General features: G+C 72.8%; 28 protein-coding genes and 1 riboswitch. Of the genes, 15 read left to right on the forward strand and 13 right to left on the reverse strand.

Annotated elements, in window-relative coordinates; translation table 11 throughout:
• Window positions 1-63: 63 nt before the first annotated feature.
• Both ACWDXC_RS10310 and ACWDXC_RS10315 read right to left on the reverse strand, forming a co-directional pair.
• A complete protein-coding gene (locus tag ACWDXC_RS10310; RefSeq protein WP_219506737.1) occupies window positions 64-297 on the reverse strand; it encodes a DUF397 domain-containing protein in 234 nt (77 codons plus the stop codon).
• Between the two features lie 125 nt (window positions 298-422).
• Window positions 423-1,325, reverse strand: a complete 903-nt coding sequence (locus ACWDXC_RS10315; RefSeq protein WP_449980283.1) for a helix-turn-helix domain-containing protein — start codon at window positions 1,323-1,325, stop codon at window positions 423-425.
• A 127-nt stretch (window positions 1,326-1,452) separates the two neighbouring features.
• Between ACWDXC_RS10315 and ACWDXC_RS10320 the strand changes: the two genes are divergently transcribed.
• The gene (locus ACWDXC_RS10320) at window positions 1,453-1,926 is read left to right on the forward strand and encodes an ATP-binding protein (protein WP_219506741.1); all 474 of its coding nucleotides are present in this window, start codon (window positions 1,453-1,455) and stop codon (window positions 1,924-1,926) included.
• A gap of 8 nt (window positions 1,927-1,934) precedes the next feature.
• On the opposite strand, the gene ACWDXC_RS10325 is transcribed toward ACWDXC_RS10320, so the two are convergent.
• Entirely contained in the window at window positions 1,935-2,564 is a 630-nt protein-coding gene (locus ACWDXC_RS10325; protein WP_449980286.1) for a phosphoribosyltransferase, read from the reverse strand.
• Between the two features lie 598 nt (window positions 2,565-3,162).
• Window positions 3,163-4,260 (reverse strand): ribosome small subunit-dependent GTPase A, encoded by a 1,098-nt coding sequence (gene rsgA, locus ACWDXC_RS10330; protein ID WP_449980288.1) that lies wholly within the window; start codon window positions 4,258-4,260, stop codon window positions 3,163-3,165.
• A 298-nt stretch (window positions 4,261-4,558) separates the two neighbouring features.
• On the opposite strand from rsgA, the gene ACWDXC_RS10335 reads away from it, so the two are divergent.
• On the forward strand, window positions 4,559-5,098 hold the full coding sequence (locus ACWDXC_RS10335; RefSeq protein ID WP_246645137.1) for a sigma-70 family RNA polymerase sigma factor: 540 nt from the start codon (window positions 4,559-4,561) through the stop codon (window positions 5,096-5,098).
• Window positions 5,095-5,811, forward strand: coding sequence for an anti-sigma factor family protein (locus ACWDXC_RS10340; protein ID WP_449980291.1), 717 nt, complete (start codon window positions 5,095-5,097; stop codon window positions 5,809-5,811). The genes ACWDXC_RS10335 and ACWDXC_RS10340 overlap by 4 nt, the downstream gene beginning before the upstream one ends.
• A gap of 273 nt (window positions 5,812-6,084) precedes the next feature.
• Here ACWDXC_RS10340 and glyA read toward each other — a convergent pair whose 3' ends face one another.
• The 4 genes from glyA to ACWDXC_RS10360 form a co-directional block, all read right to left on the reverse strand.
• Complete coding sequence (gene glyA, locus ACWDXC_RS10345; RefSeq protein WP_219519586.1) at window positions 6,085-7,335, reverse strand: serine hydroxymethyltransferase; 1,251 nt, start codon at window positions 7,333-7,335, stop codon at window positions 6,085-6,087.
• A 25-nt stretch (window positions 7,336-7,360) separates the two neighbouring features.
• Window positions 7,361-7,443, reverse strand: a riboswitch (ZMP/ZTP riboswitch).
• Between the two features lie 23 nt (window positions 7,444-7,466).
• The gene (locus tag ACWDXC_RS10350; RefSeq protein WP_449980293.1) at window positions 7,467-8,999 is read right to left on the reverse strand and encodes a serine/threonine-protein kinase; all 1,533 of its coding nucleotides are present in this window, start codon (window positions 8,997-8,999) and stop codon (window positions 7,467-7,469) included.
• 25 nt (window positions 9,000-9,024) lie between these two features.
• Window positions 9,025-9,957, reverse strand: coding sequence for a YihY/virulence factor BrkB family protein (locus ACWDXC_RS10355; RefSeq protein WP_219519592.1), 933 nt, complete (start codon window positions 9,955-9,957; stop codon window positions 9,025-9,027).
• 60 nt (window positions 9,958-10,017) lie between these two features.
• Window positions 10,018-10,392: a YccF domain-containing protein gene (locus ACWDXC_RS10360; RefSeq protein ID WP_449980295.1), complete on the reverse strand. Its 375-nt coding sequence runs from the start codon at window positions 10,390-10,392 to the stop codon at window positions 10,018-10,020.
• A gap of 61 nt (window positions 10,393-10,453) precedes the next feature.
• Between ACWDXC_RS10360 and ACWDXC_RS10365 the strand changes: the two genes are divergently transcribed.
• Window positions 10,454-10,582 (forward strand): hypothetical protein, encoded by a 129-nt coding sequence (locus tag ACWDXC_RS10365; RefSeq protein ID WP_281427552.1) that lies wholly within the window; start codon window positions 10,454-10,456, stop codon window positions 10,580-10,582.
• Here the strand turns inward: ACWDXC_RS10365 and ACWDXC_RS10370 are convergent.
• Window positions 10,579-10,932: a glutaredoxin domain-containing protein gene (locus ACWDXC_RS10370; RefSeq protein ID WP_449980297.1), complete on the reverse strand. Its 354-nt coding sequence runs from the start codon at window positions 10,930-10,932 to the stop codon at window positions 10,579-10,581. The genes ACWDXC_RS10365 and ACWDXC_RS10370 overlap by 4 nt on opposite strands.
• 76 nt (window positions 10,933-11,008) lie before the next feature.
• On the opposite strand from ACWDXC_RS10370, the gene ACWDXC_RS10375 reads away from it, so the two are divergent.
• The 5 genes from ACWDXC_RS10375 to ACWDXC_RS10395 all read left to right on the forward strand — a co-directional run bounded on the left by ACWDXC_RS10375 (window position 11,009) and on the right by ACWDXC_RS10395 (window position 14,669).
• A complete protein-coding gene (locus ACWDXC_RS10375; RefSeq protein WP_311132608.1) occupies window positions 11,009-11,092 on the forward strand; it encodes a putative leader peptide in 84 nt (27 codons plus the stop codon).
• 103 nt (window positions 11,093-11,195) lie between these two features.
• The gene (locus tag ACWDXC_RS10380) at window positions 11,196-12,869 is read left to right on the forward strand and encodes a nitrite/sulfite reductase (protein ID WP_219519598.1); all 1,674 of its coding nucleotides are present in this window, start codon (window positions 11,196-11,198) and stop codon (window positions 12,867-12,869) included.
• Entirely contained in the window at window positions 12,866-13,009 is a 144-nt protein-coding gene (locus tag ACWDXC_RS10385; RefSeq protein ID WP_219519600.1) for an Insertion element protein, read from the forward strand. Before ACWDXC_RS10380 ends, ACWDXC_RS10385 begins: the two co-directional genes overlap by 4 nt.
• Window positions 13,006-13,734: a phosphoadenylyl-sulfate reductase gene (locus ACWDXC_RS10390; protein ID WP_449980301.1), complete on the forward strand. Its 729-nt coding sequence runs from the start codon at window positions 13,006-13,008 to the stop codon at window positions 13,732-13,734. The genes ACWDXC_RS10385 and ACWDXC_RS10390 overlap by 4 nt, the downstream gene beginning before the upstream one ends.
• An 86-nt stretch (window positions 13,735-13,820) precedes the next feature.
• Window positions 13,821-14,669, forward strand: a complete 849-nt coding sequence (locus ACWDXC_RS10395; RefSeq protein ID WP_449980304.1) for a sirohydrochlorin chelatase — start codon at window positions 13,821-13,823, stop codon at window positions 14,667-14,669.
• A 99-nt stretch (window positions 14,670-14,768) separates the two neighbouring features.
• Here ACWDXC_RS10395 and ACWDXC_RS10400 read toward each other — a convergent pair whose 3' ends face one another.
• Window positions 14,769-15,431, reverse strand: coding sequence for a DUF1707 SHOCT-like domain-containing protein (locus ACWDXC_RS10400; RefSeq protein ID WP_219519322.1), 663 nt, complete (start codon window positions 15,429-15,431; stop codon window positions 14,769-14,771).
• A gap of 113 nt (window positions 15,432-15,544) precedes the next feature.
• On the opposite strand from ACWDXC_RS10400, the gene ACWDXC_RS10405 reads away from it, so the two are divergent.
• The gene (locus tag ACWDXC_RS10405; RefSeq protein ID WP_449980306.1) at window positions 15,545-17,548 is read left to right on the forward strand and encodes a zinc ribbon domain-containing protein; all 2,004 of its coding nucleotides are present in this window, start codon (window positions 15,545-15,547) and stop codon (window positions 17,546-17,548) included.
• 10 nt (window positions 17,549-17,558) lie between these two features.
• A complete protein-coding gene (locus tag ACWDXC_RS10410; protein WP_449980309.1) occupies window positions 17,559-18,902 on the forward strand; it encodes an ankyrin repeat domain-containing protein in 1,344 nt (447 codons plus the stop codon).
• A gap of 18 nt (window positions 18,903-18,920) precedes the next feature.
• On the opposite strand, the gene ACWDXC_RS10415 is transcribed toward ACWDXC_RS10410, so the two are convergent.
• Window positions 18,921-19,814: a maleylpyruvate isomerase family mycothiol-dependent enzyme gene (locus tag ACWDXC_RS10415; RefSeq protein WP_449981011.1), complete on the reverse strand. Its 894-nt coding sequence runs from the start codon at window positions 19,812-19,814 to the stop codon at window positions 18,921-18,923.
• Entirely contained in the window at window positions 19,814-20,371 is a 558-nt protein-coding gene (locus ACWDXC_RS10420) for a sigma-70 family RNA polymerase sigma factor (RefSeq protein WP_219519328.1), read from the reverse strand. The genes ACWDXC_RS10415 and ACWDXC_RS10420 overlap by 1 nt, the downstream gene beginning before the upstream one ends.
• Before the next feature lie 169 nt (window positions 20,372-20,540).
• Between ACWDXC_RS10420 and ACWDXC_RS10425 the strand changes: the two genes are divergently transcribed.
• The 4 genes from ACWDXC_RS10425 to ACWDXC_RS10440 are packed head-to-tail and all read left to right on the forward strand — an operon-like array spanning window position 20,541 to window position 25,030.
• The gene (locus ACWDXC_RS10425) at window positions 20,541-20,966 is read left to right on the forward strand and encodes an OsmC family protein (RefSeq protein ID WP_449980311.1); all 426 of its coding nucleotides are present in this window, start codon (window positions 20,541-20,543) and stop codon (window positions 20,964-20,966) included.
• 33 nt (window positions 20,967-20,999) lie between these two features.
• Complete coding sequence (gene glgX, locus ACWDXC_RS10430; protein WP_357589540.1) at window positions 21,000-23,120, forward strand: glycogen debranching protein GlgX; 2,121 nt, start codon at window positions 21,000-21,002, stop codon at window positions 23,118-23,120.
• A gap of 30 nt (window positions 23,121-23,150) precedes the next feature.
• Complete coding sequence (locus tag ACWDXC_RS10435) at window positions 23,151-23,870, forward strand: pyrimidine reductase family protein (protein ID WP_449980315.1); 720 nt, start codon at window positions 23,151-23,153, stop codon at window positions 23,868-23,870.
• On the forward strand, window positions 23,867-25,030 hold the full coding sequence (locus ACWDXC_RS10440) for an ATP-dependent DNA ligase (RefSeq protein WP_449980317.1): 1,164 nt from the start codon (window positions 23,867-23,869) through the stop codon (window positions 25,028-25,030). Before ACWDXC_RS10435 ends, ACWDXC_RS10440 begins: the two co-directional genes overlap by 4 nt.
• On the opposite strand, the gene ACWDXC_RS10445 is transcribed toward ACWDXC_RS10440, so the two are convergent.
• Entirely contained in the window at window positions 25,027-26,247 is a 1,221-nt protein-coding gene (locus ACWDXC_RS10445) for a beta-ketoacyl-[acyl-carrier-protein] synthase family protein (RefSeq protein ID WP_449980319.1), read from the reverse strand. The two genes, ACWDXC_RS10440 and ACWDXC_RS10445, sit on opposite strands and share 4 nt — an antisense overlap.
• Window positions 26,248-26,588: the final 341 nt, after the last annotated feature.

The following is a 26,588-nucleotide window of genomic DNA, read 5'->3' on the forward strand; positions in this document are numbered from 1 at the left end:
CGCACGACGAAGCCGCCGTCCAATCCCGGACGGCGGCTTTCGCATGCCCTCGTTCAGACCGGCTCAGACCAGCAGGTCGTCGAACTCCCCGTCCTTGGCCCCGAGGACGAAAGCGGTGATCTCGGCCCTGGTGTAGACCAGCGCGGGCCCGTCCGGGAAGCGTGAATTGCGCATCGCCACCTCGCCCGTGGGCAGGGGCGCCACCTCGACGCAGTTGCCGTTGGGATTGCTGCGCGCGCTCTTGCGCCAGACGACGGGAAGACGACGCGCGGGCGTTCCGTTGCGGAACTCAAGCATGGGGGCAGCTCCTCGGCCATACGGATGCACGTGCATCCGTGCTTACGAGCAGACAATACGGTGACGAGCCCATCGCCATATACGGGATGACCAAAAATCCGCTATGCCGTGGATCACACGCGTTTTCACCGGTCAAGCAGGCTCTCGAGGAACCGCCTGCTCTCCTTCGGCTCCTGAGCCTGCACGCTCAACCGGTCCATCACCTTGACGTAATGTTCGGACTCGGCCGCCTTGTCCAGATAGAGGGCGCTGGTGAGCTGCTCCATGTAGACCACGTCCGGCAGCTCGCGCTCCGGGAAGCGCAGAATGCTGAACGAGCCGCCCGCCGCCGCGTGCCCGCCCCGGTCGAACGGCATGACCTGCACCGTCACGTTGCGCTCCGCCGTCATGGCCAGCAGGTGCTCGATCTGCTCCCGCATGGCCTCCGGTCCGCCGAGCGCCCGCCGCAGCACCGCCTCGTCGATCACGGCCCACAGGTTGAGCCGGTCGTCCCCGGTCAGCCGCCGCTGGCGGGCCACCCGCAACTGCACCCGCCGGTCCAGCTCGTCCGGGGCCGCCCGCTCGTTGCCCAGCTCGATCACCGCCCTGGCGTAGGCCGGCGACTGCAGCAGACCGGGCACGAACTGGTTCTCGAACGTGCGGATGGCCGAGGCGGCGCCCTCCAGGCCGATGTACACCTCGAACCAGCTCGGCAGCAGATCGCCGTACTTGTGCCACCATCCCGGCGCGTTGGCCTGCTTGGCCAGCGCGATCAGCGGCGCCCGCTCGTCCGGGTCGGTGACCCCGTACAGCGTCAGCAGGTCGGCCACGTCGCGCTCCTTGAAGCTGACCTGGCCCAGCTCCAGCCTGCTGATCTTGGCGTGGGAGGCGCGGATCGAATAGCCGGCGTCCTCGCGCGAGATGCCGCGCTCGGTGCGCAGCCGGCGCAGCTGCGTCCCCAGCAGGATCCGCAGCACCGTCGGGCTCCCCGTCGAATGCTTCAGGATCGTGCTTCCGAGACCCTCGGCACTCTCTGCGCTCACGTCCATCGCTCCCAGATCATCTGCACGTGCAGATGCATTCTGCATCGGTAAACATCGAAAAGTCTTGCATCTGTGCCGCACGGTCGTAAAGATGGGGAATGGATCACCAGAAACCGCGCCTCGGGGGCCAAGGATGACGACTTTCGACGCCCGGCCGCAAGCCTCCAGCGCCACCCGGCCGCCGGCGTGGCTGACGTCCGCGATGCTGGACGGCCGCACCGGCGACGGCGACGCGGTCTTCCCCTTTCACGAACTCAGCTCGTTCGAGCCCGGGTGCGTGGCCATGGCCAGGCGATTCGTCGACCGCACGCTCGGCTCGTGGGGGGCGGAGCGGGCGGCCTTCGACGCCACCCTGGTCGTGTCCGAACTGGTGACCAACGCCATGCGCCACGGAGGCGGCGCCATCCAGCTCCGCCTCCTGCGCCACGGCGGCGAGGTGGCGTGCGTCGTCACCGACTACAGCTCCACGCCGCCGTCGCCCGCGGGCGCCGACATCTTCTCCGAGTACGGGCGCGGGCTGCGGCTCGTCGAAGCGCTCTGCTCCGGCTGGGGCTGGGTCGCCCCGGGCGGCCCCGGCAAGATCGTGTGGGCCGTCCTGCCCGCCTGACGTCAGCCTCACCGGTTCCGGTCCAGCACGTCCAGCACGTCGGCGTCGGACAACTGCTCGAAGTGCGCGTACCACTGGCCCACCGCCCGGAAGTCGGGCGGCTCGCTCAGCACCACCACCTCGTCCGCCTCCCGGCGCATCGCCTCGACCGTCTCCGGCGCCCCCACCGGCACCGCCAGCGTCACCCGCGCCGGGCGCGCCGCCGCCACCGCCCGCAGCGCCGCCCGCGCCGTCGCCCCCGTCGCCAGCCCGTCGTCGGCCACCACCACCTCGCGCCCCGCCAGCTCCGGCAGCGGCCGATCCCCCCGGTACGCCGCCACCCGGCGGGCCAGCTCACGCCGCTCCGCCTCCACCACCTCGGCCAGCGCCCCCGGCGTCAGCCCCAGCCGGGCCAGCAGCGCGCCGTCGAACACCGGCTCACCGCCCTCGGCGATCGCCCCCACCCCCAGCTCCGGCTGCGGCGGGTAGCCGATCTTACGGGTGACGAGCACGTCCAGCGTGCCGCCCAGCCGCCGCACGATCGGCTCGGCCACCGTCACCCCGCCGCGCGGCAGCGCCAGCACCACCGGCTCGGGCACCTCCAGCCGCTCGGCCAGCAACCTCCCGGCCTCGGCCCGATCGGCGAACATCCGCTCCATACGTCCCCCGTACCCGCAACACCCCACTTCCCACGATCCCACCTTTTGGACGCCCGCCCTTTCGGGGAGGTGCCCACCGAAGCCCCTCTGACGGAGGACCCACCCCTCAGAGAGAGAAACCACCCCTTATCGGAAGAGGCCGTTCTGTCGGGTAGCCCCTGGCGGAATCGCCCCTTTCCGACGGGAGCGCACCCCCTGAAGGCAACGCCCTCCCGGGGAACGCCCCCGAGGGCGCGGGCCTTGCGGGGGCGCGGGCCTTACGGGGGCGCGGGCCTTACGGGGGCGTGGGCCTTGCGCCGGGCAGTCCCGGGTGCGGCCCTCCGGGGGCAGCCCTCGGTGGCCGCGCTCCCGGAGCTCCCCTTCCAGAGGGCGGCGGCCTCCTCCGGAGGGAGCGGCCCCTCCGGAGGGCGGCCCGCCCCCAGGGGAGCGGGTCCCCGTAAGGCGGCCCGCCCCCAACGGGCGCGTACCCCCCGCAGGGCGGCCCGCCCCGAGGGCCCGACCGGCCCGGGGGGGGTCGGCCCGGGGGGCGGTCGGCCCGGGGGGCGGTCGGCCCGGGGGCGGTCGGCCCCTCCGCGGGTGTGCCGCTTGCCGGTTAGGGTCAGGGACGGTTGCGGCCGGAGCGGCGCATTTCCTTGTGGATGACCTTCCACCGGTTCTGCAGGTCCTTGCGGAGGCGGGCGTCGGTGCGGGCGGCCATCCAGGCGGCCTCCCGCTGGAGCTTGCGCCAGCTCTGCAGGCGCCGTTCGGGCAGCTCGCCGGAGTCGACGGCGGCCAGCACGGCGCATCCGGGCTCGCTGTCGTGCCCGCAGTCCTGGAAGCGGCAGCGGGACGCGAGCTCCTCCAGGTCGGCGAAGACGAGGTCCACGCCCTCGCTGATCTCGTACAGGCCGACCCGCCGGATGCCGGGCGTGTCGATGACGAGGCCGCCGCCGGGCAGCGGGATGAGCTCCCGGTGCACGGTGGTGTGCCGGCCGCGTCCGTCGGCGGCGCGTACCTGCTGGGTTTCCATGACGCCGTCGCCGGCGAGGGCGTTGACGAGCGTGGACTTGCCGGCGCCGGACGGGCCGAGGATGACGGCGGTGCGGGAGCCGTCGAGGTAGCCGCGTACGAGCTCGACGCCCTCGCCGCGCAGCGAGGAGACGGCGTGCACGTCGACGCCGGGGGCGGCGGCGCGCACGTCGGTCAGGAGCTCGTCGAGCCCCTGCTCGAACAGGTCGGCCTTGGTGACGAGCACGACGGGCGTGCCGCCGGACTCCCAGGCGAGCGCCACGAGGCGTTCGATGCGGCCGAGGTCGGCGTAGTCGGTGGAGTGCATGGACGGTTCGGCGACGAAGACGATGTCGACGTTGGCGGCGAGCACCTGGCCCTGGCCGTCGCCGGACAGGCCGCCGCGCGAGTCGCGGCTGACGCCGCCCCGGACGAACGCGGTCGTCCTGGGCAGCACCTCGTCGAGCTCGTAGCGGCCTTCGGGCAGCGCGCGCAGCGCCACCCAGTCGCCGACGCACGGCAGCGCGACGGGGTCCTGGGCGGCGGCCCGGCGCACGCGGGCGCCGTAGCGGGCGTTGTGCTGGCCGTCGGCGGCGATGACCTCGGCGGCGCCGCGGTCGACCCGCGAGACCCGGCCGGGGACGGCGTCGTCGGGCAGCTCGGCGGCGCGGGACGCGGTCCAGCCGAGCAGAGAAAGATCGTGAAGCAACGGATTACACCTTTGGCGGAGAAGGAATGCCGGGTGACTAGAGGAGTCCCCGGAGGATGTCGGACGGCACGCAGCACAGGACAATCCGCATGGGTCCTCACCTCCTTCTCGATCCGTTTCGCGAGGCGACTTTACGGCACCCGCCGGGAGGGACGCAATCCGGTTTTCGGACGCCGCCCGGCCGCCCCGGTTGAACCCGGGCGGGGACGCGGGCCGTACCCCCTGCCGACGGACGCGAGAAAGGGGAAAGATGCGACTGAGCACGTATCCCCCACCCTCGGCAGAGGGGGCAGCCCCCATGCGGTTACGGCACTGGATGAGGCGGGCGCGGCCCGACCCGGAGGTGGTCGTGTCCGCGCTCTACCGGCAGTATCACCGGCCGCTGCTGGCGTTCGTGGTCCGGCTGACGGCGGGTGACCGGCAGTGGGCGGAGGACGTGGTCCAGGAGACCATGATCCGGGCCTGGCGCAGCGCCGAGCGGCTGGATCCTGACGCGGCCTCGCTCATGCCCTGGCTCGCGACCGTCGCCAGACGTATCGTGATCGATGACCGGCGGCGGCGGGAGTCGCGCCCGGCGGAGCTGGGCGACGGGCCGCTGGAGAGCCTGCCCGTGCCCGACGAGATGGAGAAGCTGCTGCACCAGGTGGTCGTGTCCGAGGCGCTGCGGGCGCTGTCGCCGGCCCATCGCGAGATCCTCAACGAGACGATCCTGCGGGACCGGTCGGTCAACGACGCCGCCGAGGCGCTGGGCATCCCCGTGGGCACCGTGAAGTCCCGGGTCTACTACGCGGTCCGGGCGCTGCGGGTGGCGCTGGAGGAGAGGGGGGTGACGGCATGACCGCGCGTGTGGAGCACACCGATGTCGGCGCCTACGCCCTGGGCCTGCTGGAGGACGACGACAGGCGGGCGTTCGAGGAGCATCTGGCGCACTGCCGGCCGTGTGTGACGGAGTTGTCGGAGCTGTCCGGGGTGGCGCAGGCGCTGACCGGGCTGGGCCCGCTGGAGGACGAGCCGCCGCGCGGTGAGGAGCCCGCCGAGGTGATCGACCTGCTGCGCCGCAAGCAGGCGGCCGACCGGCGGTCGCGCCGGGGCACGTTCCTGGTGGGGGTGGCGGCGGCGGTGACGCTGGTGGCGGGCGGGCTGGTGGCGGGCGCCCAGTTCGGCGGCTCGTCGCCGGCCGCGCCCGTCGCCTCGCCGCACGACGACGTCGGCCCGGCCGAGCGGTTCTACGCCGCGGGCACGCCGGTCGAGGGCGTCGGCAGCGGCGGCGTGACGGGCGGGCTGGTGCTGGAGTCGAAGGGCTGGGGCACGCACGCGGCGCTCAAGCTGGCAGGGGTCAAGGGGCCGCTGGAGTGCGCGCTGGTCGCGGTGTCGCGCGACGGCGACCGCCGCATCATGATGGGCTGGGCCGTCCCGCCCGCCGGCTACGGCGTGCCGGGCTCTCCCGGGCCGCTGTACGTGCACGGCGCGAGCGCGCTGCCGCTCGACCGGATCGACCACTTCGAGGTGGTCACCACCGAGGGCGCCACCCTGCTGACCGTGAAGGTGTGACGGAGGCGGCCCCGGTACGGAGGATTTCCCGTCGTCCGTTGAACCCGGGGCCGCCCGCCGTCCGTACTGCTTTCGTACGACGAGTACGTGACCGGCGTGATCAGGGGACACGCCGGTCACTTCCGGGACGAACCACCCACGGCCGACGGCGGCCTTCCCCGCTCGCCGGTCGGCCCTCGCTCCGGGGCATCCGGCCCGCCCCGGGAGCGACGGCGCCCCGCCGCACGAGAGAGCCCGTGCGGCGGGGCGTTCCCGGTCGCCCGGGGGACTCGCTTACAGGCCCGGCGCGGGGAACTGCGCGGTCAGCTCGCTGACCTCGCGGTGCACGCGGGTGATCACGTCCTCGGCGTCGCCCTTGGACAGCGCGGTGACGACCTCGTCCATCCAGGCGCCGATCTGCCGCATCTCGGCCTCGCGCATGCCGCGCGAGGTGACGGACGGGGTGCCGATGCGGATGCCCGACGGGTCGAACGGCTTGCGCGTGTCGAACGGCACCGTGTTGTAGTTGGTCTCCAGCCCGGCCCGGTCGAGCGCCTGGGCGGCCGGCTTGCCGCCGATGCCCTTGGGCGTCAGGTCGAGCAGGATCAGGTGGTTGTCGGTGCCGCCGGAGACCAGGTCGAAGCCGCGCGAGGCGAGCTCGTCGGCCAGCGCCTTGGCGTTGGCGACAACCTGGTGGGCGTAGGCCTTGAAGTCGTCGGTGGACGCCTCGCGCAGGGCGACGGCGATGGCCGCGGTGGTGTGGTTGTGCGGGCCGCCCTGCAGGCCGGGGAAGACGGCCTTGTTGAGCGCGGCGGCGTGCTCGTCGGCGGTGGCCATGAGCATGGCGCCGCGGGGGCCGCGCAGCGTCTTGTGGGTGGTGGTGGAGATCACGTCGGCGTGGCCGACCGGCGACGGGTGGGCGCCGCCGGCGACGAGGCCGGCGATGTGCGCGATGTCGGCGGCCAGCACGGCGCCCACCTCGCGGGCGATCGCGGCGAAGCCCTCGAAGTCGATCGTGCGCGGGATGGCGGTGCCGCCGCAGAAGATGAGCTTGGGCCGGTGCTCCAGGGCCAGCTCGCGGACCTGGTCGAGGTCGATGCGGCCGGTGTCCTGGCGGACGCCGTAGCGGACCGGGTTGAACCACTTGCCGGTGGCCGAGACCGACCAGCCGTGCGTGAGGTGGCCGCCGAACGGCAGGCCCATGCCCAGCACGGTGTCGCCCGGCTGCAGGAACGCCATGTAGATGGCCAGGTTGGCGGGCGAGCCGGAGTAGGGCTGGACGTTGGCGTGGTTGACGCCGAACAGCGCCTTGGCGCGGTCGACGGCCACGGTCTCGATCTGGTCGATGACCTGCTGGCCCTCGTAGTAGCGCTTGCCGGCGTAGCCCTCGGAGTACTTGTTGGTCAGGACGGTGCCGGTCGCCTCGAGCACCGCCTTGGACACGTAGTTCTCCGAGGCGATGAGCTTGACCGTGTCGGCCTGGCGGCGCTCCTCGGCCTTGATGAGCTCGGCGATCTGCGGGTCGACGCTAGCGAGAGAACTCATGAGTCTCCTGTCATCATTGACATCCTGCGAAGACCCAGGCGCACGGCCTCCGCTCCTTCCGCTCCCTGGTGGTCGATCCCACCGATTGCGCCAGTCGCGACGCCTTGACGATATCGGAAGCACGGGGGCTGTCAGCTCGGGGTGATGGCCACGTTCCTGATGACGCCGAGCGGGCCCATGTCGACGTCGACGCGGGCGACGTCCTCGGGCACGTTCGCGTAGATGGCGTAGAGCTGGACCTGGTCGCCGCCCTGGAAGGGGGCGACGGGCAGGTCGGTGCAGTCGCAGCCGCCGTCCTTGCTCGCCGGGTAGATCGGCGAGCCGACGCCGGGCGGGACCAGGCTGACCCGCGAGGCGGTGGAGTCGAGGGCGCCTCGGCCGAGCTTGCCCGCGAGGGGCGCGTTCTCCTCGCCGACGTTCTTGACGGTCCACTGCAGGCGGACGGTGCCGCCCTGCCGGACGAGGGAGTCGACCTGGACGCTCAGCCTGCTGCCGAGCGCGTCGATCGTGCTGGCGGCGGCGGGGGTGCCGGGCTCGCCGGCGGCCTGTTCCCAGGGGCGCAGGACGGCCACGGTGACGCCGGCGCCGACGGCGGCGGCCAGCAGCGCGGTCACCACGGGCACCCACCGCCGCCCGCGCCCGGCCGCCCCGCCGCGCCGCCCGGCCGGTCCGGGTCCCGGCCGGCCGTCGCCGTTCCCGCCGCCGTTCCCGCCGCCGTTCCCGCCACCGTGGCCCACAGGGAAGGGACCCCCGGGGTAGGAGCTCGCGGGGAAGGAGCTCGCGGGGTAGGGCGCCGGGGGCGTGCCGCCGGCCGGCGCCAGGACGGGGGTCCAGGTCTCCGACACCACCCGCGTGGCGGCGTCCACCTGCACCTCCGTACGGCCCAGCAGCCGGTCGAGGAGCTGCTGGGCGGTGGGCCGCCGGGCGGGGTCCTTGTCCAGGGCGCGCTCGACCAGCGAGCGGATGCGCTCGTCCAGCCCGTCGAGCACGGGCGCGTGGTTGACCACCCGGTAGACGACCTCGGCGACGCCCCCGGTGCCGAACGGCGGCCTGCCGGTGCCCGCGTACGCCATCAGCGCGCCCCACGCGAAGACGTCGCCGGCGGGGGTGACGGGCTCGCCCCTGGCCTGCTCGGGCGACATGTACGCGGGCGTGCCCATGCTCTGCGCGACCGTGAAGGGCAGGTCGGCGGTGTCGGCGAGCTGCGCGATGCCGAAGTCGATCACGCGCGGCCCCACGGGGCTCAGCAGCACGTTCGACGGCTTGAGGTCGCGGTGCACGACGCCGGCCTGGTGGATGGCGGCCAGCGCGGTGGCCACGCCCACGGCCAGCGCCTCCAGGTTGGAGCCCGTCATGGGCCCGTGCCGCCGGATCACCCCGGCCAGGTCGGGGCCCTCGACGAACTCGGTGACGAGGTAGGCCGTGCCGCCGTCGAACCCGGCGTCGAGCACGGGCGCGGTGCAGAACCGGGCGACCCGCCGGGCCGCCTCCACCTCCTTGCCGAACCTGCGCCGGAACTCCTCGCGGGCCGCGAGCTCGGGCCGCATCATCTTCAGCGCGACCTGCCTGCCGGACCCGTCGCGGGCCAGGTGGACGAAGCCCATCCCGCCCTCGCCCAGCTTGCGGAGCAGGACGTACGGGCCGACCCTCTGCTGCGCCTCCATCGGGGCGATTATGGCGGAACGACGGTCATTTCGCACGGCCGAGGCCGGGCCAGAGCCGGTCGACCTCGGCGTTCAGGATGGCCCCGATGAGCACGGCCAGCGCGGTGATGTAGAGCCAGAGCAGCACCGCGATGGGCGCCGCGAGCGACCCGTACACCGAGACGGGCGTGAACCAGGCGGCCAGCACGCCGCGCAGCACGGCGGCGCAGACGATCCACAGGATGAGCGCGAGGATCGCGCCGGGCAGCTCGCGGTACCACTTCGTGCGCACGGGGACGCTCACGTGGTAGAGCACGGTCAGGAAGAGCACCGAGCCGACGATCACCACCGGCCAGTAGAGCACGTCGATGAGCACGCCGTACTGGCCCGGCAGCACGCCGCGCAGCAGCGTCGGCCCGATGACCAGGATCGGCATCACGATGATGCCGATGACCAGCCCGACCACGTACAGGCCGAACGACATGAGGCGGGTGCGGATGATGCCGCGCTCCTCGCCCAGGCCGTAGGCGACGGAGATGAGGTCCACGTACACGTACAGGGCGCGCGAGCCCGACCACAGCGACAGCAGGAAGCCCAGCGAGATGATCGACACCTTGCTCGCGTCGTCGCGCAGCACGTCGGCCAGCAGCGGGCGGACGACGCCGGTGACGGCGTCGTCGGTGAACAGCAGCCCGGCCTGGTCGATCACCCACGCCTCGATGTCGCGCACGCGCTGCCTGCCGAGCCAGGTGCCGAGCTTGGCCAGCACGCCGATGAGTCCCAGGACGAACGGGGGCAGCGACAGCAGGGCGAAGAACGCGGCCTCGCCCGCCAGGCCGGTGACCCGGTAGTTGACGCCGGCGTTGGTCGCGGCGCGGGCGGTCGCCCACGACCTCGTGTCGCGCACCCAGCTCAGCCTCGCCCGGGCTTGGGCGGCGAGCCGCCTCTTGGACCGGCCAGGCGCATCCGTGGACGTCATGGCACCCAACGCTATTTCGCAGTGACTCTCGGGGACAGCTTACGTCCCCCTCGTCCTGCCCTAGGCGTTGTCGACGATGCGTGCGCCCAGCGGGAGAAGTGAGACGGGGATCATCTTGATGTTGGCCACGCCCAGCGGGATGCCGATGACGGACACGAACAGCGGGATGGACGTGAGCACGTGCCCGATCGCCAGCCAGATGCCCGCGACCAGGAACCAGATCACGTTGCCGATCAGCGTCAGCGCCCCGGCCTCGGGGTCGCGCACCACGGTCCTGCCGAACGGCCACAGCGCGTAGGCGGCGATCCGGAACGAGGCGATGCCGAACGGGATCGTGATGATGAGGACGCAGCAGACGATCCCGGCGACCGCGTAGCCGATGGCGAGCCAGATGCCGGCGAACACGAGCCAGATGACGTTGAGGATGGTGCGCATGGTCACAGCATGTCACCGTGCGTACCCGGCCCACATCGGGGATCACCCTGATAATGCAGGGGTGATCTGCGAACGCTGCAAGGAACGACGTCACGACGAGTGCCGGGGCGGCTCGTGGTGCGACTGCCAGCACCAGGAGCCCGAGCCGGAGCCGGACGAGCCCGTCGTCAACTGGCTGCGCCAGGGCTAGCCGGCCTGACCGGCGGCCTCCAGGAGCTGCCGCCTCGACGGGTTGACCAGCACCCGGCCGCCCACGGTGACGGTGGGCACCGTCTCGTCGCCGCCGTTGACCGACCGGACGAACGCCGCCGCCTCGGGGTCGCGCCAGATGTTCACCTCGGCGTAGGCGAGCGGGGTGAACCGCAGCCCGGTGCGCAGCCGCATGCAGTAGCGGCAGCCCGGCCGCCAGTAGACGACGACGCCCGTGCGGTCCGCCCCGCTGTGGGACGCCGAGCGCCCCCGGCGCGGCAGATTGGCGAGCACCGTCCAGGCGACGTAGAGGGCCGCGACGATGAGCAGGGCCGTCATCAGGGGAGACATACCGCGAACGTACCGGGCGAGTCCAGAGTCTGGACCCGGTCTTGGACATCGATCGTCGCCGGGGTATCTTCGAGGCATGCCAGCGGACCCCATGCTCGTCGGCCGACGCCACGTCGACCTTCAGCGTGTCCGCAGTGCCATCTGTTGCGACGCCCGGTAACCGCAGATTTCTTCCGCTGAGCGCGTCGCACCTCCTCTCCCCTGCACTCGATGACGAGGCAGGAGGAACGCTGCGCGCGCCCATAAACCCAAAAGGACGCGCAATGAGCACCCCTGCCAGCCGGCACCACAAGCGCCCGCGCGGCGAAGGCCAGTGGGCCCTCGGTTACCGAGAGCCGCTGAACAAGAACGAAGAGAGCAAGAAGGCCGACGACGGGCTCAACGTCCGCCAGCGGATCATCGACATCTACTCCAAGGGCGGCTTCGACTCGATCGACCCCGCCGACCTGCGCGGCCGCTTCCGCTGGTACGGCCTCTACACCCAGCGCAAGCCGGGCATCGACGGCGGCAAGACGGCGATCCTCGACCCGGAGGAGCTCGACGACCGCTACTTCATGCTGCGGGTGCGCATCGACGGCGGCCAGCTCGACATCCGCCAGCTGCGCGTCATCGCCGACCTGTCCAACGAGTACGCGCGCGGCACCGCCGACATCACCGACCGGCAGAACGTGCAGCTCCACTGGGTGGAGATCGAGTCGGTGCCCGACATCTGGGAGCGGCTGGAGGCCGTCGGGCTGAGCACGACCGAGGCGTGCGGCGACACCCCGCGCGTGATCATCGGGTGCCCGGTGGCCGGGATCGACGCCGAAGAGGTGATCGACGCCAGCGCCCAGATCCGCGAGCTGAACGAGAAGTTCATCGGCAACCCCGCCTACTCCAACCTGCCGCGCAAGTTCAAGACGGCGCTCAGCGGCTGCTCGGCCCACTGCACCGTGCACGAGATCAACGACGTGGCGTTCGTCGGCGTCGTCAACGAGCAGGGCGAGCGGGGCTTCGACCTGTGGGTCGGCGGCGGCCTGTCGACCAACCCGATGCTGGCCAAGCGGCTCGGCGTGTTCATCGCCCCCGAGCGGGCGGCCGACGTCTACGCGGGCGTCATCGGCATCTTCCGCGACTACGGCTACCGGCGGCTGCGCCACAGGGCGCGGCTGAAGTTCCTGGTCAACGACTGGGGCGTGGAGAAGTTCCGCGAGGTCCTGGAGACGGAGTACGTCAAGGAGAAGCTGCCCGACGGCCCCGCCCCCGCGCTGCCCCGCGCCAACCGGCGTGACCACGTCGGCGTCCACCCGCAGCACGACGGCAACTTCTACGTCGGCTTCGCGCCCCGCGTGGGCCGCCTCGACGGCGACAAGCTGCGCCTGATCGCCGACATCGCCGAGCGCCACGGCTCCGACCGGGTGCGCACCACCGTCGAGCAGAAGATGGTCATCCTCGACGTCGCCCCCGACCAGGTCGACTCGATCGTCGCCGAGCTGGAGGCCAACGACCTCAAGGTCAACCCCTCGACGTTCCGCCGCCAGACGATGGCCTGCACCGGCATCGAGTTCTGCAAGCTGGCGATCGTCGAGACCAAGGCCAGCGCCTCCCGGCTGATCGACGAGCTGGAGCGGCGGCTGCCGACGTTCGACGAGCCGCTGACCATCAACGTCAACGGCTGCCCCAACTCCTGCGCCCGCATCCAGACCGCCGACATCGGGCTCAAGGGCCAGCTCGTCATGGACGAGAACGGCAACCAGGTCGGCGGCTACCAGATCCACCTGGGCGGCTCGCTGGGCGTCAACTCCGGCTTCGGGCGCAAGGTGCGCGGCCTCAAGACCACCGTCGAGGGCCTGCCTGATTACGTGGAGCGCGTCGTGACGCACTACGACGAGCAGAAGAAGGAAGGCGAGACGTTCGCCGACTGGGTGCAGCGCGCCGACGAGGCGGACCTCAAATGACCGCACGCGCCGTGCCCTTCCACTGCCCCTACTGCGGAGATGAGGACCTCGAACCGTACGAAGGCGACGGCGGCTGGTACTGCCGCGCCTGCTCGCGCGCCTTCAAGCTGAAGTTTCTCGGAATCGGGGTGAACCTGTGACGCTCGTCGACATCGAGGCCGGGCTGACGCAGCAACGCGGCACGCTGGACCTGCAGGACATCGTCGAGTCGGCCGCCGTCTTCCTGGAGGACGCGCCCGCCCGCGAGATCATCCGCTGGGCGGCGGCGACGTTCGGCGACCGGCTCTGCCTGACCTCCTCCATGAGCGACGCCCTGCTCATCGACCTGGTGAGCCGGGTCAAGCCGGGCGTGGACGTGCTCTTCATCGACACCGGCTACCACTTCGCCGAGACCGTGGGCACCCGCGACGCGGTCCAGCAGGTCTACGACGTGAACGTGATCAACGTCAAGCCGTCGCGCACCGTCCAGGAGCAGGACCGCGACCTCGGGCCGCGCCTGTTCGGCCGCAACCCCGACCTGTGCTGCTACCTGCGCAAGGTCGAGCCGCTCAACCGTGCCCTGGAGCCCTACCTGGCGTGGATCTCCGGCATCCGCCGCGACGAGTCCGCCACCCGGGCCGGCACCAAGGTCGTCGAATGGGACGCCAAGCGGCAGATGGTCAAGGTCAACCCGATCGCCTCCTGGACCCAGGACGACGTCGACAACTACATGGCTGACAACGGGGTGCTGATCAACCCGTTGCACTACGACAGCTACCCCTCGATCGGCTGCGCGCCGTGCACGCGCCAGGTCGCCGAGGGGGAGGATCCGCGCAGCGGCCGCTGGGCGGGGCTGGGGAAGGTCGAATGCGGCATTCACCTGTAACTCCCGGCCGCCGGCCCGCCCCGTTGGCAGACGGGGCGGGCCAAGGCGGGCCGCCCGGCTCTCCGCCCGGCGGCGGGGTGCCGCTGGTGGCCGTGGCGCACGGATCGCGCGACCCGAGGGCCGCGGCGACGGTCGAGGCGCTGCTGGAGGAGGTGCGGCGGGCGCGGCCCGGACTGCCGGTGCGCGGCGCGTACCTGGACCACTCGGCGCCGACGCTGGCGCAGGCGCTGCACGGGCACGCGGAGGCCGTGGTGCTGCCGCTGCTGCTGACGGCGGCCTACCACAGCCGCGTCGACCTGCCGGCGGCGCTCAACGAGGCGCGTGCCCGCGATCCGCTGCTGCGCGTCCACTACGGCGACACGCTCGGCCCCCACCCGCTGCTGGTGTCCGTCCTGGAGCGCCGGCTGGCGGAGGCGGGCGTGACGCCGGGCGATCCCGGCACGGCGGTGGTGCTCGTCTCGGCGGGCTCCAGCGACGCGCGCGCCAACGCGGTCGTCGCGGACCTGGCCCGCACCTGGCGCCCCTCCCCCGGCCGTGCGAGCGGCCCTCTGGGCGGCCCCACGAGCGGCCCTTCGAGCGACCCCACGAGCGGGCCTTTGAGCGACCCCACGAGCGGGCCTTTGAGCGGCCGCGCAACGGGCCCGGTCAGCGGTGGCGGCGGCTGGTGGGCGGTGACGGCGGCGTACGCGTCGGCCGCCGGGCCGACGCCCGCGGAGGCGGTCGCGCTGCTCAGGCGGGCGGGCGCGCCCCGCGTGGCGGTGGCGCCCTACCTGCTGGCCCCCGGCTACTTCGCCGACAAGGTGCGGCGCGACACGCTGGCCGCCGGCGCCGACGTGGTCGCCGACGTGCTCGGCCCGGCCCCGGAGCTGGCCCAGGTGGTGCTGCGGCGCTACGAGGCCGCCCTGTGCGCCCCCGTGGACGCGGCGGCCTCATGAGCTGATCCCCGCCGCCCGGCGTGATCGGGCGGCGGGCCCGTCAGCAGCCCCGGTCTCAGCAGCCCGGGTCTCAGTAGCCCGGGTCTCAGTAGCCCGGCCTCAGTAGCCCCGGTCGAGGGAGCGGCGCTCGTTCCAGTCGTCGCCGTGCAGCTCCCGCCAGTGCTCGCGCCAGGCCGACCAGCGGCGCTTGAGCGGCTTGGCCCGCGAGTCGCCGAGCACCTTGACGTCGCCCATCACCGCGTAGGCGTGCACGCGCACGACGGGCGCACTGGTGCCGGGAGCGGCCTCCTGCACGTCGACGCGCTTGTCGCCCATGATGGCCACGCCGTCGAGGTCCACGTTGACCCCGTCCGGCACGATGATCTTCACGTCGCCCATCACGGACACGGCGGTGATCTCCACCAGGTCGGTGCGCACCTCGGCCTCGCGCAGGTCGAGCAGCACGTCGCCCATCACCGCGACGGCGCCGAGCTCCTGGTCGATGCGCCAGGTGCCGCGCCGCTTGGTGTCACCCATGATGCCCACGAACCAGCGCCGCTTCCTGCCCTCGCGCGGCTGGACCTGACCGGGGGCGGCCGGGGCCGCGGGCAGGTCCTGGGTGAGCAGGGCCAGCTCGGCGTGCGTGGTGGCGGTGTAGGCGGCCTCGGTGCGGTCGGTCAGCTCGGCGAGCGTGAGCCGTCCTTCGACGGAGGCCTCCCGCAGCATCTCCACCACGGCTTCCCGCTCGGCGTCGGAGGCCCGTACCTCCCCAGGGTCAGTCATACTCGCAACATATCGCGTTTGCGGGGGTTTGCGATCCTCCCGAAGAAGGAATCGCCATCCCCCGAACCTCGCATCGGTGAATACCGATGAAAGCGTGTCGCATGCCGTGGACAATGATCACTGTGAGCGAGGAGCCGCCGGTCCCCGATGGATCGGTCACACGCATGGCGAGCGCCAGGATCAGGTTGCTCGGCGGCGTGGCCGAGCGGTCCGGCAGCCGCCTTTCCGCGTCCCAGCTCGCCGAACGCGTCGGCTGGTGCGCGGATCTGGTGTCCGGCATGGTGGCGGATCTCGTCGCCCGGCACTTCAACATGGCCGACGTCTCCAGGCTCGCCTCCGGTGTCGACGCCGGTGGCCGCAGGCTTCCGGCTCATGCCTGGATGGCGTTGCGCCGTCTGGGGTGGACGGTGCGAGCCCCCGTCGGCGCCACGATCACCGACCGCATTGCGCGCATGGCTCAGGAACAGGCAGGACGGACGCTGCGTGAGTCCTGCCGCAGAGCGGACCTCGTGACCGGAGTGCTGGCCACCTGGCCGGCGAATCCCCGCAGGCGGAGCCCCGCCGAGTGGGACGCGGTCCGAGCGGCGATCGACGGTGGCCGGCAGCTGCCCGCCAACGTGATCACAGCTCGCACCCGGCAGATCACCGGCTTCGTCCAGGCTCACGGCCGGCTGCCGGTCGACGTGTACGAACTGGAGGGGGCGCCTGGAGCGGCCCGGATGCTGCTGCTGTCCGCGTGCGACCGGCAGCAGGCCGTCGTGGAGCGCGTCTCCGGCGCACCGGAACGGGCAGTATTGCGCCTGCGCTTGCCGATCCGGCCTCAGCCTCGCTCCTACGGGGACTGGGAGTGGATAGCCTGCCCGATCAAGCTGCCACCGACCGTGCCGGCATCCGCGAAACTGCACCTCCCCACTGTGTGGCCGGCGCCCGGCGCGGTACGTGCCGACCTCGCCTTCAGCCATCAGGTTCCGCCGCCGTCGCGTACGGGGCACCGGGTGGGCCTCGGGGTCGACTGGGGCCTGAACACGTTGCTCACGGCCGGTGCGGCCCGCCTGCACGCCGACGGGGCCATCTCCGCCCTGGGGTCCGGCGGGCAGTTCAGAGCCGCGGGGGTGGTCGCCAAACTGCATCGGCTGCGCCGCCTGTCCGAGAGCCTGCGGGCCAAGGCCGACCGGCAGCGACGCATCGCGGACGGCCGCACACGGCGCGGGCTGGGCGTCGACCCGGCCCTGCGGTCGGCTCAGGAGGCGGTCTCGCGCGAGGCGCGCGCTGTGTCGGCCCGACGCACCCGCCTCGGCGACGCGCTCGCCCGGGCATCGGCCCGATGGGCCGTCGACCAGGCCGTCGCAGCTCGTGCCAGTGTCATCTACCTCGAAGACCTGCGCTCGATGGACGCCCGGGGGATGACCCGTGCCGCGAACACCCGGCTGTCGCAGCAGGTCCGCGGCCGGATAGCCGCACGCATCAGGCACATGGCCGCCGAGGTGGGCATCGCCGTCGTCATGATCCCGGCCCGCAACACCTCCAGGCATTGCCCCGGATGCTTGACGCCCCTGCGGCACCGTAAGGCGCCCGACCGCTCCGCCGAGGGGTGGAAGTGGGCTGTCTGCCCGGCCTGCGGCTGGCAGGGCGACAGGGACGACGGGGCCTGGCGTCGCATCGTCGCGCGTGGCCTGAGCCACCAGGCCACGACCGTGACAGACAGCGCCACCGGCGTCATGCTGATTCCCGCCGTGGTGGACACGCTCGAAGCGCGAGCGGTCATCACCCCGGCCCGGAAGACCCGGCGGCCGGATCGGTCCAAGACCGGGCCGACACGGCGCCGTCCGCCACGCCCCGCGCCCAGGCGACGCGGGGCACCCTCCCCGGCGGGCCCCACGGGCCTGGCCGGCCGGCGTCCGGAGGGACACGCACCCACGGACCGAGCCCGGCTGCCTCGCGCCGCCGTCCGGCACCAGGGCGTGCTCACGAGCAGCGAACCCAGCCGCCGTCACAGGCCGCGCGGCACTGCGTTGGGAGCGGGATTCCACCTCCACGCCCACGCTTCCCCGCCACGCTGGGAAACCGTCCCGGACAACACGTCCGCGGAAGGTCATCCGGCTGCTCAGAGACGCTAGGGTCCCTGTCATGCATGAGGAACAGCTCTACCGGGCGGCGTTGAACGGCGATACCGAGGCGGTGGGCGAGCTGCTCGCCCAGGGGGCCGATCCCAACGTGGCCAGCGAGGGCGCGGACGAGGAGGGCGGGCTGCCGCTGTGCGCGGCGGCCGCCTGGGACCGGGTGGAGACCGCCGGGGCGCTGCTGGCGGCCGGCGCGCAGGCCGACGGCCGGGAGAGCGGCGGCTGGACGGCGCTGATGTGGGCCGCCGCCAACGGCAGCGCCGACACGGCGCGGGTGCTGATCGAGGCGGACGCCGACGTCGACGCCGTCAACGAGTCCGGCGACACGCCGCTGTCGCTGGCGGCCCGGCGCGGGGCGCTGGGCGTGGTGCGTGAGCTGCTGGCGGCAGGCGCCGACCCGGAGAAGTACGACGGCGACGGCGACACGCCGCTGGACATCGCGGCCGACTGGCTGGGCGTGCACCTGGAGAGCGCGCTGCTCGACCAGATCGGGCAGGAGGACTGGGAGTACGTGGTGGCGCGGCAGTTCGCCAAGGACGGCACCGAGCTGGTGACGGTGGCGGGCCGCTCGGCCGACGGGTCGCAGAGCGAGCAGGTGCAGGCGCAGCGCGGCCACGCGGCGATCGCGACGCTGCTGGAGGACGCGGCGGGCGTCTACACGCCGATCGACCGGCTGGTGGCGCGCGCGCTGGCGCACCGCGACGTGGACGAGGACGCCGAGACGTGGTGGGTGGTGGCCGACACGCTGGGCAAGCGGGCCGACGACGAGACGTACGAGGCGCTGGCGAAGCTGTGCGTGAGCGAGGACGCCAGGGAGCGTGAGTTCGGTGTCGACGCGATCGCCCAGTTCGGCGTGACGAGCGAGGACAAGCCCTATCTGGAGCGCACGCTGCCGCTGCTGCAGAAGATGACGACCACCGAGGGCAACCCGCAGGTGCTGCGCTCGGTGCTGGCCGCGCTGGGCCACACGGGCGATCCGAGGGCGCTGCCGCAGGTGCTCGACATCATCGGCCGCCCGGGTCACAAGCGCACGATGACCGACGCGATCGCGCTGGCCGACGTGCTGCCGCCGGATCACGCCGAGGGGCTGGCGCTGCTCATCGACATGACGCGCGACGACGAGACCGAGGTGCGTGACTGGGCCACGGCGGGGCTGGCCGGGCTGGACGCCGACACGCCGCAGATCCGCGACGCGCTGGCGGCCCGGCTCGACGACGCCGACCTGCGCACGGTGGCCGAGGCGACGCGGGGGCTGCGGGCGCGCGGCGACGAGCGGGCGCAGCAGGGCGCCAAGCGGGTGCTGGAGGAGTCCGACGACCCGTACGCCGTGGAGCTGGTCACCGAGGCCTGAGCGGCCTCTCAGCGCCCCTCAGGGGCCTGACAGGGCGGGTGCGGTGGCGAGGACGTCGCGGGCCAGCGCCCGGTCGCCGGTCAGCTCGGCGGGGAAGCTCGCCGGGTCGCCGCGTCCGCCCAGCAGGAAGCAGAACGCGACCACGTCCGCCGTGATGCCCGCGTCGGGCTCGGCGGGCGGGGCGGGGTCCTCGACGCCGAGGGCGACGTTCCACTCGCCGCCGCCGGGCCCGGTGAGGGTGACGCGCACGCCGCGCCCGGACGCGTCCAGGCCCGACAGCAGCATCGTCCACGGCAGCAGCCGGGCGCACAGGTCGGCGACCGGGTGGATGTGGCCGGGCAGCGGGTGCGGCAGGCTGACGCGGGCGGTGCGGGCGGCGTCGTCGGTGTGCACCCACGTCTCCAGCATCCTGGCCAGCACGTGGTCGGCGGCGGGAGCCTCCAGGCCGTCGAGGGTGGCGGGGGTGCCGGCGGGCAGGCCGGCGAGGTGGCGGCAGAGCGCGTCGGCCTGCGCCCGCCAGTCCCTGCGGGTCTGCTCGGGGTCGCGGGAGCGCTCGTACGCCTGTACGTGCGCGGTGCGGGTGGCCGAGTCGGCGGCGGTGAGCTCGGGCCCCAGGACGGGCGCGCCGACGGAGGCGGCGAGCAGGCCGTCCTTGGCGGCCAGGTGCGCGACGAGTTCCTGGAGCGTCCAGCCTTCGACGATCACGCGGGACCAGTCGTCGTCCACGGCCGAGGCGAGCAGCGCGTCCATGGCGGCCACGCGGCCGGCGTACGGCTCGGCCCAGGGCGCGGTGGGGGCGGCGGGCCGGCGCCGCGCCCTGGCCCCGGCCAGCAGTTGCGGACGCAGCGTGCCCGTGGGCTCCACCGGGTCCTCGAGCAGCGCGTCCAGGTACAGACGCTCCAGCGGCTCCATCACACCTCTTCCTCTGCCAGCGCGCCGGCCAGGCGGCGCAGCGCCAGCCGGATGCGCGACTTGGCCGTGCCCTCGGGCACGCCCAGTTCCTCCCCCACCTGCCGGTACGTCCTGCCGCCGAAGTAGGCGAGCTCGACCGCCTCGCGCAGGGCGTCGGGTAACGCCGTGACCGCCTGCCGCACCCGTTCGGCCTGGTCGGCGGCGAGCACCGTGTCCTCCAGCCGGTCGGGCGCCCGTTCGAACAGGCGGGGGCCGAGCGTGGAGACGCGGCGGCGCTCCTCGGCGCGCACGTGGTCGACGGCGCGGCGGTGGGCGATCGTGGCGAGCCAGGCGCGCAGCGTCCCCCGGCCCGGGTCGTAGGCCAGCGGGCGCTCCCAGAAGATGAGGAACACCTCCTGCGTGATGTCCTCGGCGATCACCCGGTCCCGCGTGACGCGCAGGGAGAGACCGAAGATCAGCGAGGAGAGCCGATCGTAGATCTCCCCGAGCGCGGCCTCGTCGCCGCCGACCACCCGCTGGTGCAGCAGGCGGTCGTCGTACGGTGCCTCCACTGGCACCACACTCCCGTGATCCGGACCTAGGCGGCGGGTGTGCCGCGACCCGAGCATGTCACTATTCGCCGGAAAAGGGCAGACGGATGTCGGAGCCCGGCGCGCCCGCCGGGCCGGGATAGTGTCAGAAGACACCACGAGTCGTCGCACGTCCAGAAGCAGAGGGAGCACATTCATGGCCACCACGCGCACCGCCACGACCGAGTGGAAGGGGGCCCTGCTCGACGGGTCCGGCACCGTCACGCTCGACACGTCCGGGGTGGGCACGTTCGAGGTGTCCTGGCCGTCCAGGGCCGAGGCGCCGTCCGGCCGGACCTCGCCGGAGGAGCTCATCGCCGCCGCGCACTCCTCGTGCTTCTCCATGGCGCTCTCGCACGCCCTGGCGGGCGCGGGCACGCCGCCGGAGTCGCTGCGGACCAGCGCCGACGTCACCTTCCAGCCGGGCGAGGGCATCACCGGCATCGTGCTCACCGTGCAGGGCCGGGTGCCGGGGATCGACGCCGCGCAGTTCCAGGAGGCGGCCGAGACGGCCAAGGCGAACTGCCCGGTCAGCAAGGCGCTCGCGGGCACCACGATCAGCTTGCGCGCCGAACTCCTGTAGCGGGACCGCGATCGCGTGCGACAATCGGGTCACATGCGCGAAGTCTGGCCGGGCGAACCTTATCCACTCGGTGGCACCTGGGACGGCGTGGGCACCGGTTTCTCGGTGTTCTCCGAGGTGGCCGAGCGGGTCGAGCTGTGCCTGTTCCACGACGACGGCTCCGAGGAGCGGATCGACCTGCCCGAGGTCGACGGGTTCGTCTGGCACGGCTACCTGCCCGGGATCATGCCGGGGCAGCGCTACGGCTACCGGGTGCACGGGCCCTACCAGCCGGCCCAGGGCTACCGGTGCAACCCGGCCAAGCTGCTGCTCGACCCCTACGCCAAGGCCGTCGACGGCGAGCTGACGTGGAACGAGGCGCTGTTCCCCTACCACTTCACCGATCCGTCGCGGCCCAACTCGGCCGACAGCGCGCCGTACATGCCGAAGAACGTGGTGATCAACCCGTTCTTCGAGTGGGGCAACGACCGCTCGCCGCGGGTCCCGTACCACCAGAGCGTGATCTACGAGGCGCACGTGCGGGGGCTGACGATGCGCCATCCCGGCGTGCCCGAGGACCTGCGCGGGACGTACGCGGGGATGGGGCATCCGGCGATCATCGACCACCTGGTGTCGCTCGGGGTGACGGCGGTCGAGCTGATGCCGGTGCACCACTACATGCCCGAGCACTTCCTGGTGGCGCGCGGGCTGACGAACTACTGGGGCTACAACACGATGGCCTACCTGGCCCCGCACGGCGGCTACTCCAGCTCCGGCACGCGGGGCGAGCAGGTGCCGGAGTTCAAGGCGATGGTGCGGGCGCTGCACGAGGCGGGCATCGAGGTGATCCTCGACGTGGTCTACAACCACACCGCCGAGGGCGACCACATGGGGCCGACGCTGGGCTTCCGCGGCATCGACAACGCCGCCTACTACCGGCTGCACGACGGCGACCGGCGCTACTACCTGGACTACACCGGGTGCGGCAACTCGCTCAACGTGCGCTCGCCGCACGCGCTGCAGCTCATCATGGACTCGCTGCGCTACTGGGTGCTGGAGATGCACGTCGACGGGTTCCGGTTCGACCTGGCCTCGGCGCTGGCGCGGGAGCTGCACGACGTCGACCGGCTGAGCGCGTTCTTCGACCTGATCCAGCAGGACCCGGTGATCTCGCAGGTCAAGCTGATCGCCGAGCCGTGGGACGTGGGGCCGGGCGGCTACCAGGTGGGCAACTTCCCGCCGCTGTGGACCGAGTGGAACGGCAAGTACCGCGACACCGTGCGCGACTTCTGGCGGGGGACGCACTCGGCGCTGCCGGAGTTCGCCTCTCGGCTGACGGGCTCGGCCGACCTGTACGAGACGTCCGGGCGGCGGCCGGTGGCCTCGATCAACTTCGTCACCTGCCACGACGGCTTCACGCTGACGGACCTGGTCTCGTACGACCACAAGCACAACGAGGCCAACTGCGAGGACAACCGCGACGGCACCGACGACAACCGGTCGTGGAACTGCGGGGCCGAGGGGCCGGTCGAGGATCCGCGCATCGTCGGGCTGCGGCACCGGCAGCGGCGCAACTTCCTGGCCACGCTGTTCCTGTCGCAGGGCGTGCCGATGCTCTCCCACGGCGACGAGCTGGGCCGGACCCAGCGGGGCAACAACAACGCCTACTGCCAGGACAACGAGATCGCCTGGGTCGACTGGTCGATGCTGCACACCGAGTCGGACCTGCTGGAGTTCGTGCGCAGGCTGTCGCAGCTGCGGCGGGAGCACCCGGTGTTCCAGCGGCGGCGCTTCTTCCACGGGCGGCATTCGGGCAACGGCCTGCGCGACCTGGTGTGGCTGACGCCCGGCGGGGCGGAGATGACGGCGGGCGACTGGCACATCGGCTACGCCAAGTCGCTCATGGTCTACCTCAACGGCGAGGCGATCACCGAGCCGGGGCCGCGCGGGGAGAAGATCACCGACGACTCGTTCCTGCTGCTGATCAACGCCCATCACGAGGACATGACGTTCACGCTGCCGGGCGAGGAGTTCGGCGGCACCTGGATCCCCGAGATCGACACCAGCCACGAGACGCTGGAGAGCGTGTTCGTCGACGAGGGGTGGCGGCCCGGCGACCTGGTGGCGGTCACCTCCCGGTCGTTGCAGGTGCTGCGCCAGCCCCGGCGTCCATGACTTGTCACAGGCGTGTGCCAAGGTAGAGGGGTGCGTCGCATCCATCCCGACATAGAAGACAATCCCGACATCGAGCGGGCCTACGCCTATCCCGACCGGCCGTGGCTGCGCCTCAACATGGTGGCCAGCGCCGACGGCGGCGCGTGGGTCGAGGGGCTGTCCGGCGGGCTGTCGAGCAAGGGCGACCGGCGCGTCTTCGGGGTGCTGCGCGGGCTGGCCGACGTGATCGTGGCGGGCGCCGCCACCGTCCGGGCCGAGGGCTACGGCGCGGTCCGGCCGCGCGAGTCGTGGCGCGAGATACGGGCGGGCCGGCCTGCCGCGCCGCCCATCGCGGTGATCACCCGCGGCCTCGGCCTCGACCTGGCCGGGCCGCTGTTCGACGGCGGCGTCAGCCGGACCATCGTCATCACCTGCGAGAGCGCGCCCGCCGAGCGGCGCAAGGCCGCCGCCGAGGTCGCCGACGTCATCGTGGCCGGCGAGGAGTCCGTCGACCTGGCCGCCGCCCTGGCCGCGCTGCACGAGCGCGGCCTGACCCGGGTGCTGTGCGAGGGCGGGCCGCTGGTCAACGCCCAGCTCGCCGCCGCCGGGCTCGTCGACGAGCTGTGCCTGACCGTCAGCCCGGCGCTGATCGGCGGCGACGCGGCGCGCATCCTCAACGGCGCGCCGTCACACGTCAAGCTTGAGCTCAGCCAGGTGCTGGAAGAGGAGGGGGTCCTCTTCTGCCGCTACACGAAGGAGTCGGGCCCATGACAGAGCCGACCGCGCCACGGGGGAAGAAGGCGGCCAAGGAGCCGGAGCCGATCCCGGACCTCGACCTGCCCGTGCGCCCGCCGGTCGCGCCGATGCTGGCCAAGCCGGTCAAGGCGATGCCCAAGCAGGCCGGCAACCTGTTCTACGAGCCGAAGTGGGACGGGTTCCGGTGCATCGTCTTCCGCGACGGCGACGAGGTCTATCTCGGCAGCCGCAACGAGCGGCCGTTCACCCGCTACTTCCCGGAGCTGGTGGAGGCCGCCAAGGCGGAGCTGCCCGACCGGTGCGTGGTCGACGGCGAGATCGTGCTGCCGCGCGGGTCGCACCTCGACTTCGAGGCGCTGCAGCAGCGCATCCACCCGGCGGCGTCGCGGGTCAAGATGCTGTCGGAGCAGACGCCCGCCTCGTTCGTCGCCTTCGACCTGCTGGCCCTGGGTGACGAGTCGTTCATGGAGACGCCGTTCGCGGAGCGCCGGCGGCGGCTGGTCGAGATATTTCCCGAAAAAGGCGGATCCATCCGGCTCACTCCGGTGACGACGGACGACGCCCAGGCCGCCGAGTGGTTCGACATGTTCGAGGGCGCCGGGCTCGACGGCATCATCGTCAAACCCGGCGACCAGCCCTACATCCCCGACAAGCGGACCATGTTCAAGGTCAAGCACGAGCGCACCGCCGACGTGGTCATCGCCGGCTACCGCGAGCACAAGAGCGGCCCGATCGTCGGCTCCATCCTGCTCGGCCTCTACGGCGACGACGGCCGCCTGCACCACGTGGGCGTGGCGGCCTCGTTCCCCATGGCGCGGCGGGCCGAGCTCGTCGAGGAGCTGCGACCGTACATCGCCGAGCTGTCGGAGCACCCGTGGGGCCACTGGGCCGAGCAGGCCGCCGCCGGCATCGGCCAGCCCGCCGCCACCCCGGCCACCGGCGGGCAGCGGGTGCCGGGCGCGATCTCGCGGTGGAACGCCAAGAAGGACCTGTCGTTCATCCCGCTGCGGCCCGAGCTGGTGATCGAGGTGGCCTACGACCAGATGGAGGGCGACCGGTTCCGCCACACCGCCCAGTGGCGGCGGCTGCGTCCCGACCGCACCCCCGAGTCGTGCACGTACGAGCAGCTCGACCGGCCCGTCTCCTACGACCTGGACGACATCCTGGCCCGCTAGGCGGTGAAGGCCAGGCTGGCGTTGTGCCCGCCGAAGCCGAAGGAGTTGACCATCGCCGCCCGCCACCGGCCCCGACGGGCGGCGCCCGCCACCAGGTCGAGCTTCACCTCGGGGTCCGGGTCGGCCAGGTTGCGCACGGCGGGGATCACACCCTCGCGCAGCGACAGGATCGCCGCGATCGCGGCCAGCGAACCCGAGGCGCCGCACAGGTGACCGGTCATCGACTTGACCGCGGTGACGGCCGGGTGGACGCCCACGGCCTCGGCGATCGACGCGCTCTCCGTCAGGTCGCCCGTCGGCGTGGAGGTCGCGTGCGCGCTGACGTGACCGACGTCCAGCGGGCTCAGCCCGGCCGAGTCCAGAGCCAGCCGCATCGCGCGCACCTGGCCCTCCGCCGTGCCCGCCGTGATGTGATGGGCGTCGGAGCTGGTGCCCGCGCCCGCCAGCGTGGCATGCGTACGGGCGCCGCGCCCCGCCGCGAACCCGCCACGCTCCAGCACCAGCACCGCCGCGCCCTCCCCGAGCACGAACCCGTCCCGCGCCGCGTCGAACGGCCGCGACGCCTCCTCCGGCGGGCCGTCGAACCGCGACAACGCCCTCGCCTGCGCGAACCCCGCCAGCGTGAGCGGATGCACGCACGCCTCCGCGCCGCCCGCGACCACCACGTCGGCGCGGCCCAGCCGGATCAGGTCCAGGCCCATCGCGATCGCCTCCGCCCCGGACGCGCAGGCGCTCACCGGCGTGTACGCGCCCGCCCGCGCGCCCAGCTCGATGCTCACCACGGCGGCTGCGGCGTTGGGCATGAGCATCGGGACCGTGTACGGCGACACCTTGCGCGGGCCGGACGCCTCCATCAGGTCGTCCTGCGCCAGCAGCGTCAGCACCCCGCCGACGCCCGTGCCGATCACCACGGCCAGCCGCTCCGGCTCCACCTCCGGCGCGCCCGCGTCCGCCCACGCCTCCCGCGCCGCGACCAGCGCCGCCTGCTGGCAGCGGTCCAGCCGCCGGGCCGGCACCCGGCCCAGCACCTCGGCCGGGTCGACGCTCATCCGGGCGGCGATCCGCACCGGCAGGCCGGCCGCCCACTCCTCCTCGACCAGCGCGGCGCCGGAGCGCCCCGCCAGCATCGCGGCCCACGTGGAGGCCACGTCACCGCCCAGCGGGGTGGTCGCTCCCAGGCCGGTGACGGATGCGCCCGCGGTCAACGTGTCGTGCACGAGGTGTCCCCTTTCGTCCTGCCGTCCACGCTGCCAGGACGCGCCCGTACGGGGAGGCGTGAAGATCGACGAAAAACCACCGCCGTCTTTGTCGCCCCGGACCGACGCCCACCACGGCCATGCGGGGGTTTCCGGCCACCGGGACGGCACCCGGCGAGCGGTCAGGGAGGACCGCCGCCGGTCCCCCAGGGCGGGCACCGCGCGGGCGCTCTGGGAGGGCCGCCGCCGGGCGTGCGGGGACGGGCGACCCCGGGCACACGGCGGGCGGCGGCGGGCGCTCGGGAGCACGCGGCGGGTGCTCGGAGAAGTCCGGCGGGTGCCCAAAGCTTTCGCTGGGGAAC

This window comes from Nonomuraea sp. NPDC003214, assembly GCF_053590035.1.

Excerpts from the sequence above, each read along its gene's own strand:
- ACWDXC_RS10310 (WP_219506737.1), bottom strand. The coding sequence starts at position 297 with ATGCTTGAGTTCCGCAACGGAACGCCCGCGCGTCGTCTTCCCGTCGTC.
- ACWDXC_RS10315 (WP_449980283.1), bottom strand. The coding sequence starts at position 1,325 with ATGGACGTGAGCGCAGAGAGTGCCGAGGGTCTCGGAAGCACGATCCTG.
- ACWDXC_RS10320 (WP_219506741.1), top strand. The coding sequence starts at position 1,453 with ATGACGACTTTCGACGCCCGGCCGCAAGCCTCCAGCGCCACCCGGCCG.
- ACWDXC_RS10325 (WP_449980286.1), bottom strand. The coding sequence starts at position 2,564 with ATGGAGCGGATGTTCGCCGATCGGGCCGAGGCCGGGAGGTTGCTGGCC.
- ACWDXC_RS10335 (WP_246645137.1), top strand. The coding sequence starts at position 4,559 with ATGCGGTTACGGCACTGGATGAGGCGGGCGCGGCCCGACCCGGAGGTG.
- ACWDXC_RS10340 (WP_449980291.1), top strand. The coding sequence starts at position 5,095 with ATGACCGCGCGTGTGGAGCACACCGATGTCGGCGCCTACGCCCTGGGC.
- glyA (WP_219519586.1), bottom strand. The coding sequence starts at position 7,335 with ATGAGTTCTCTCGCTAGCGTCGACCCGCAGATCGCCGAGCTCATCAAG.
- ACWDXC_RS10350 (WP_449980293.1), bottom strand. The coding sequence starts at position 8,999 with ATGGAGGCGCAGCAGAGGGTCGGCCCGTACGTCCTGCTCCGCAAGCTG.
- ACWDXC_RS10355 (WP_219519592.1), bottom strand. The coding sequence starts at position 9,957 with ATGACGTCCACGGATGCGCCTGGCCGGTCCAAGAGGCGGCTCGCCGCC.
- ACWDXC_RS10360 (WP_449980295.1), bottom strand. The coding sequence starts at position 10,392 with ATGCGCACCATCCTCAACGTCATCTGGCTCGTGTTCGCCGGCATCTGG.
- ACWDXC_RS10370 (WP_449980297.1), bottom strand. The coding sequence starts at position 10,932 with ATGTCTCCCCTGATGACGGCCCTGCTCATCGTCGCGGCCCTCTACGTC.
- ACWDXC_RS10375 (WP_311132608.1), top strand. The coding sequence starts at position 11,009 with ATGCCAGCGGACCCCATGCTCGTCGGCCGACGCCACGTCGACCTTCAG.
- ACWDXC_RS10380 (WP_219519598.1), top strand. The coding sequence starts at position 11,196 with ATGAGCACCCCTGCCAGCCGGCACCACAAGCGCCCGCGCGGCGAAGGC.
- ACWDXC_RS10385 (WP_219519600.1), top strand. The coding sequence starts at position 12,866 with ATGACCGCACGCGCCGTGCCCTTCCACTGCCCCTACTGCGGAGATGAG.
- ACWDXC_RS10400 (WP_219519322.1), bottom strand. The coding sequence starts at position 15,431 with ATGACTGACCCTGGGGAGGTACGGGCCTCCGACGCCGAGCGGGAAGCC.
- ACWDXC_RS10405 (WP_449980306.1), top strand. The coding sequence starts at position 15,545 with ATGATCACTGTGAGCGAGGAGCCGCCGGTCCCCGATGGATCGGTCACA.
- ACWDXC_RS10410 (WP_449980309.1), top strand. The coding sequence starts at position 17,559 with ATGCATGAGGAACAGCTCTACCGGGCGGCGTTGAACGGCGATACCGAG.
- ACWDXC_RS10415 (WP_449981011.1), bottom strand. The coding sequence starts at position 19,814 with ATGGAGCCGCTGGAGCGTCTGTACCTGGACGCGCTGCTCGAGGACCCG.
- ACWDXC_RS10425 (WP_449980311.1), top strand. The coding sequence starts at position 20,541 with ATGGCCACCACGCGCACCGCCACGACCGAGTGGAAGGGGGCCCTGCTC.
- glgX (WP_357589540.1), top strand. The coding sequence starts at position 21,000 with ATGCGCGAAGTCTGGCCGGGCGAACCTTATCCACTCGGTGGCACCTGG.
- ACWDXC_RS10440 (WP_449980317.1), top strand. The coding sequence starts at position 23,867 with ATGACAGAGCCGACCGCGCCACGGGGGAAGAAGGCGGCCAAGGAGCCG.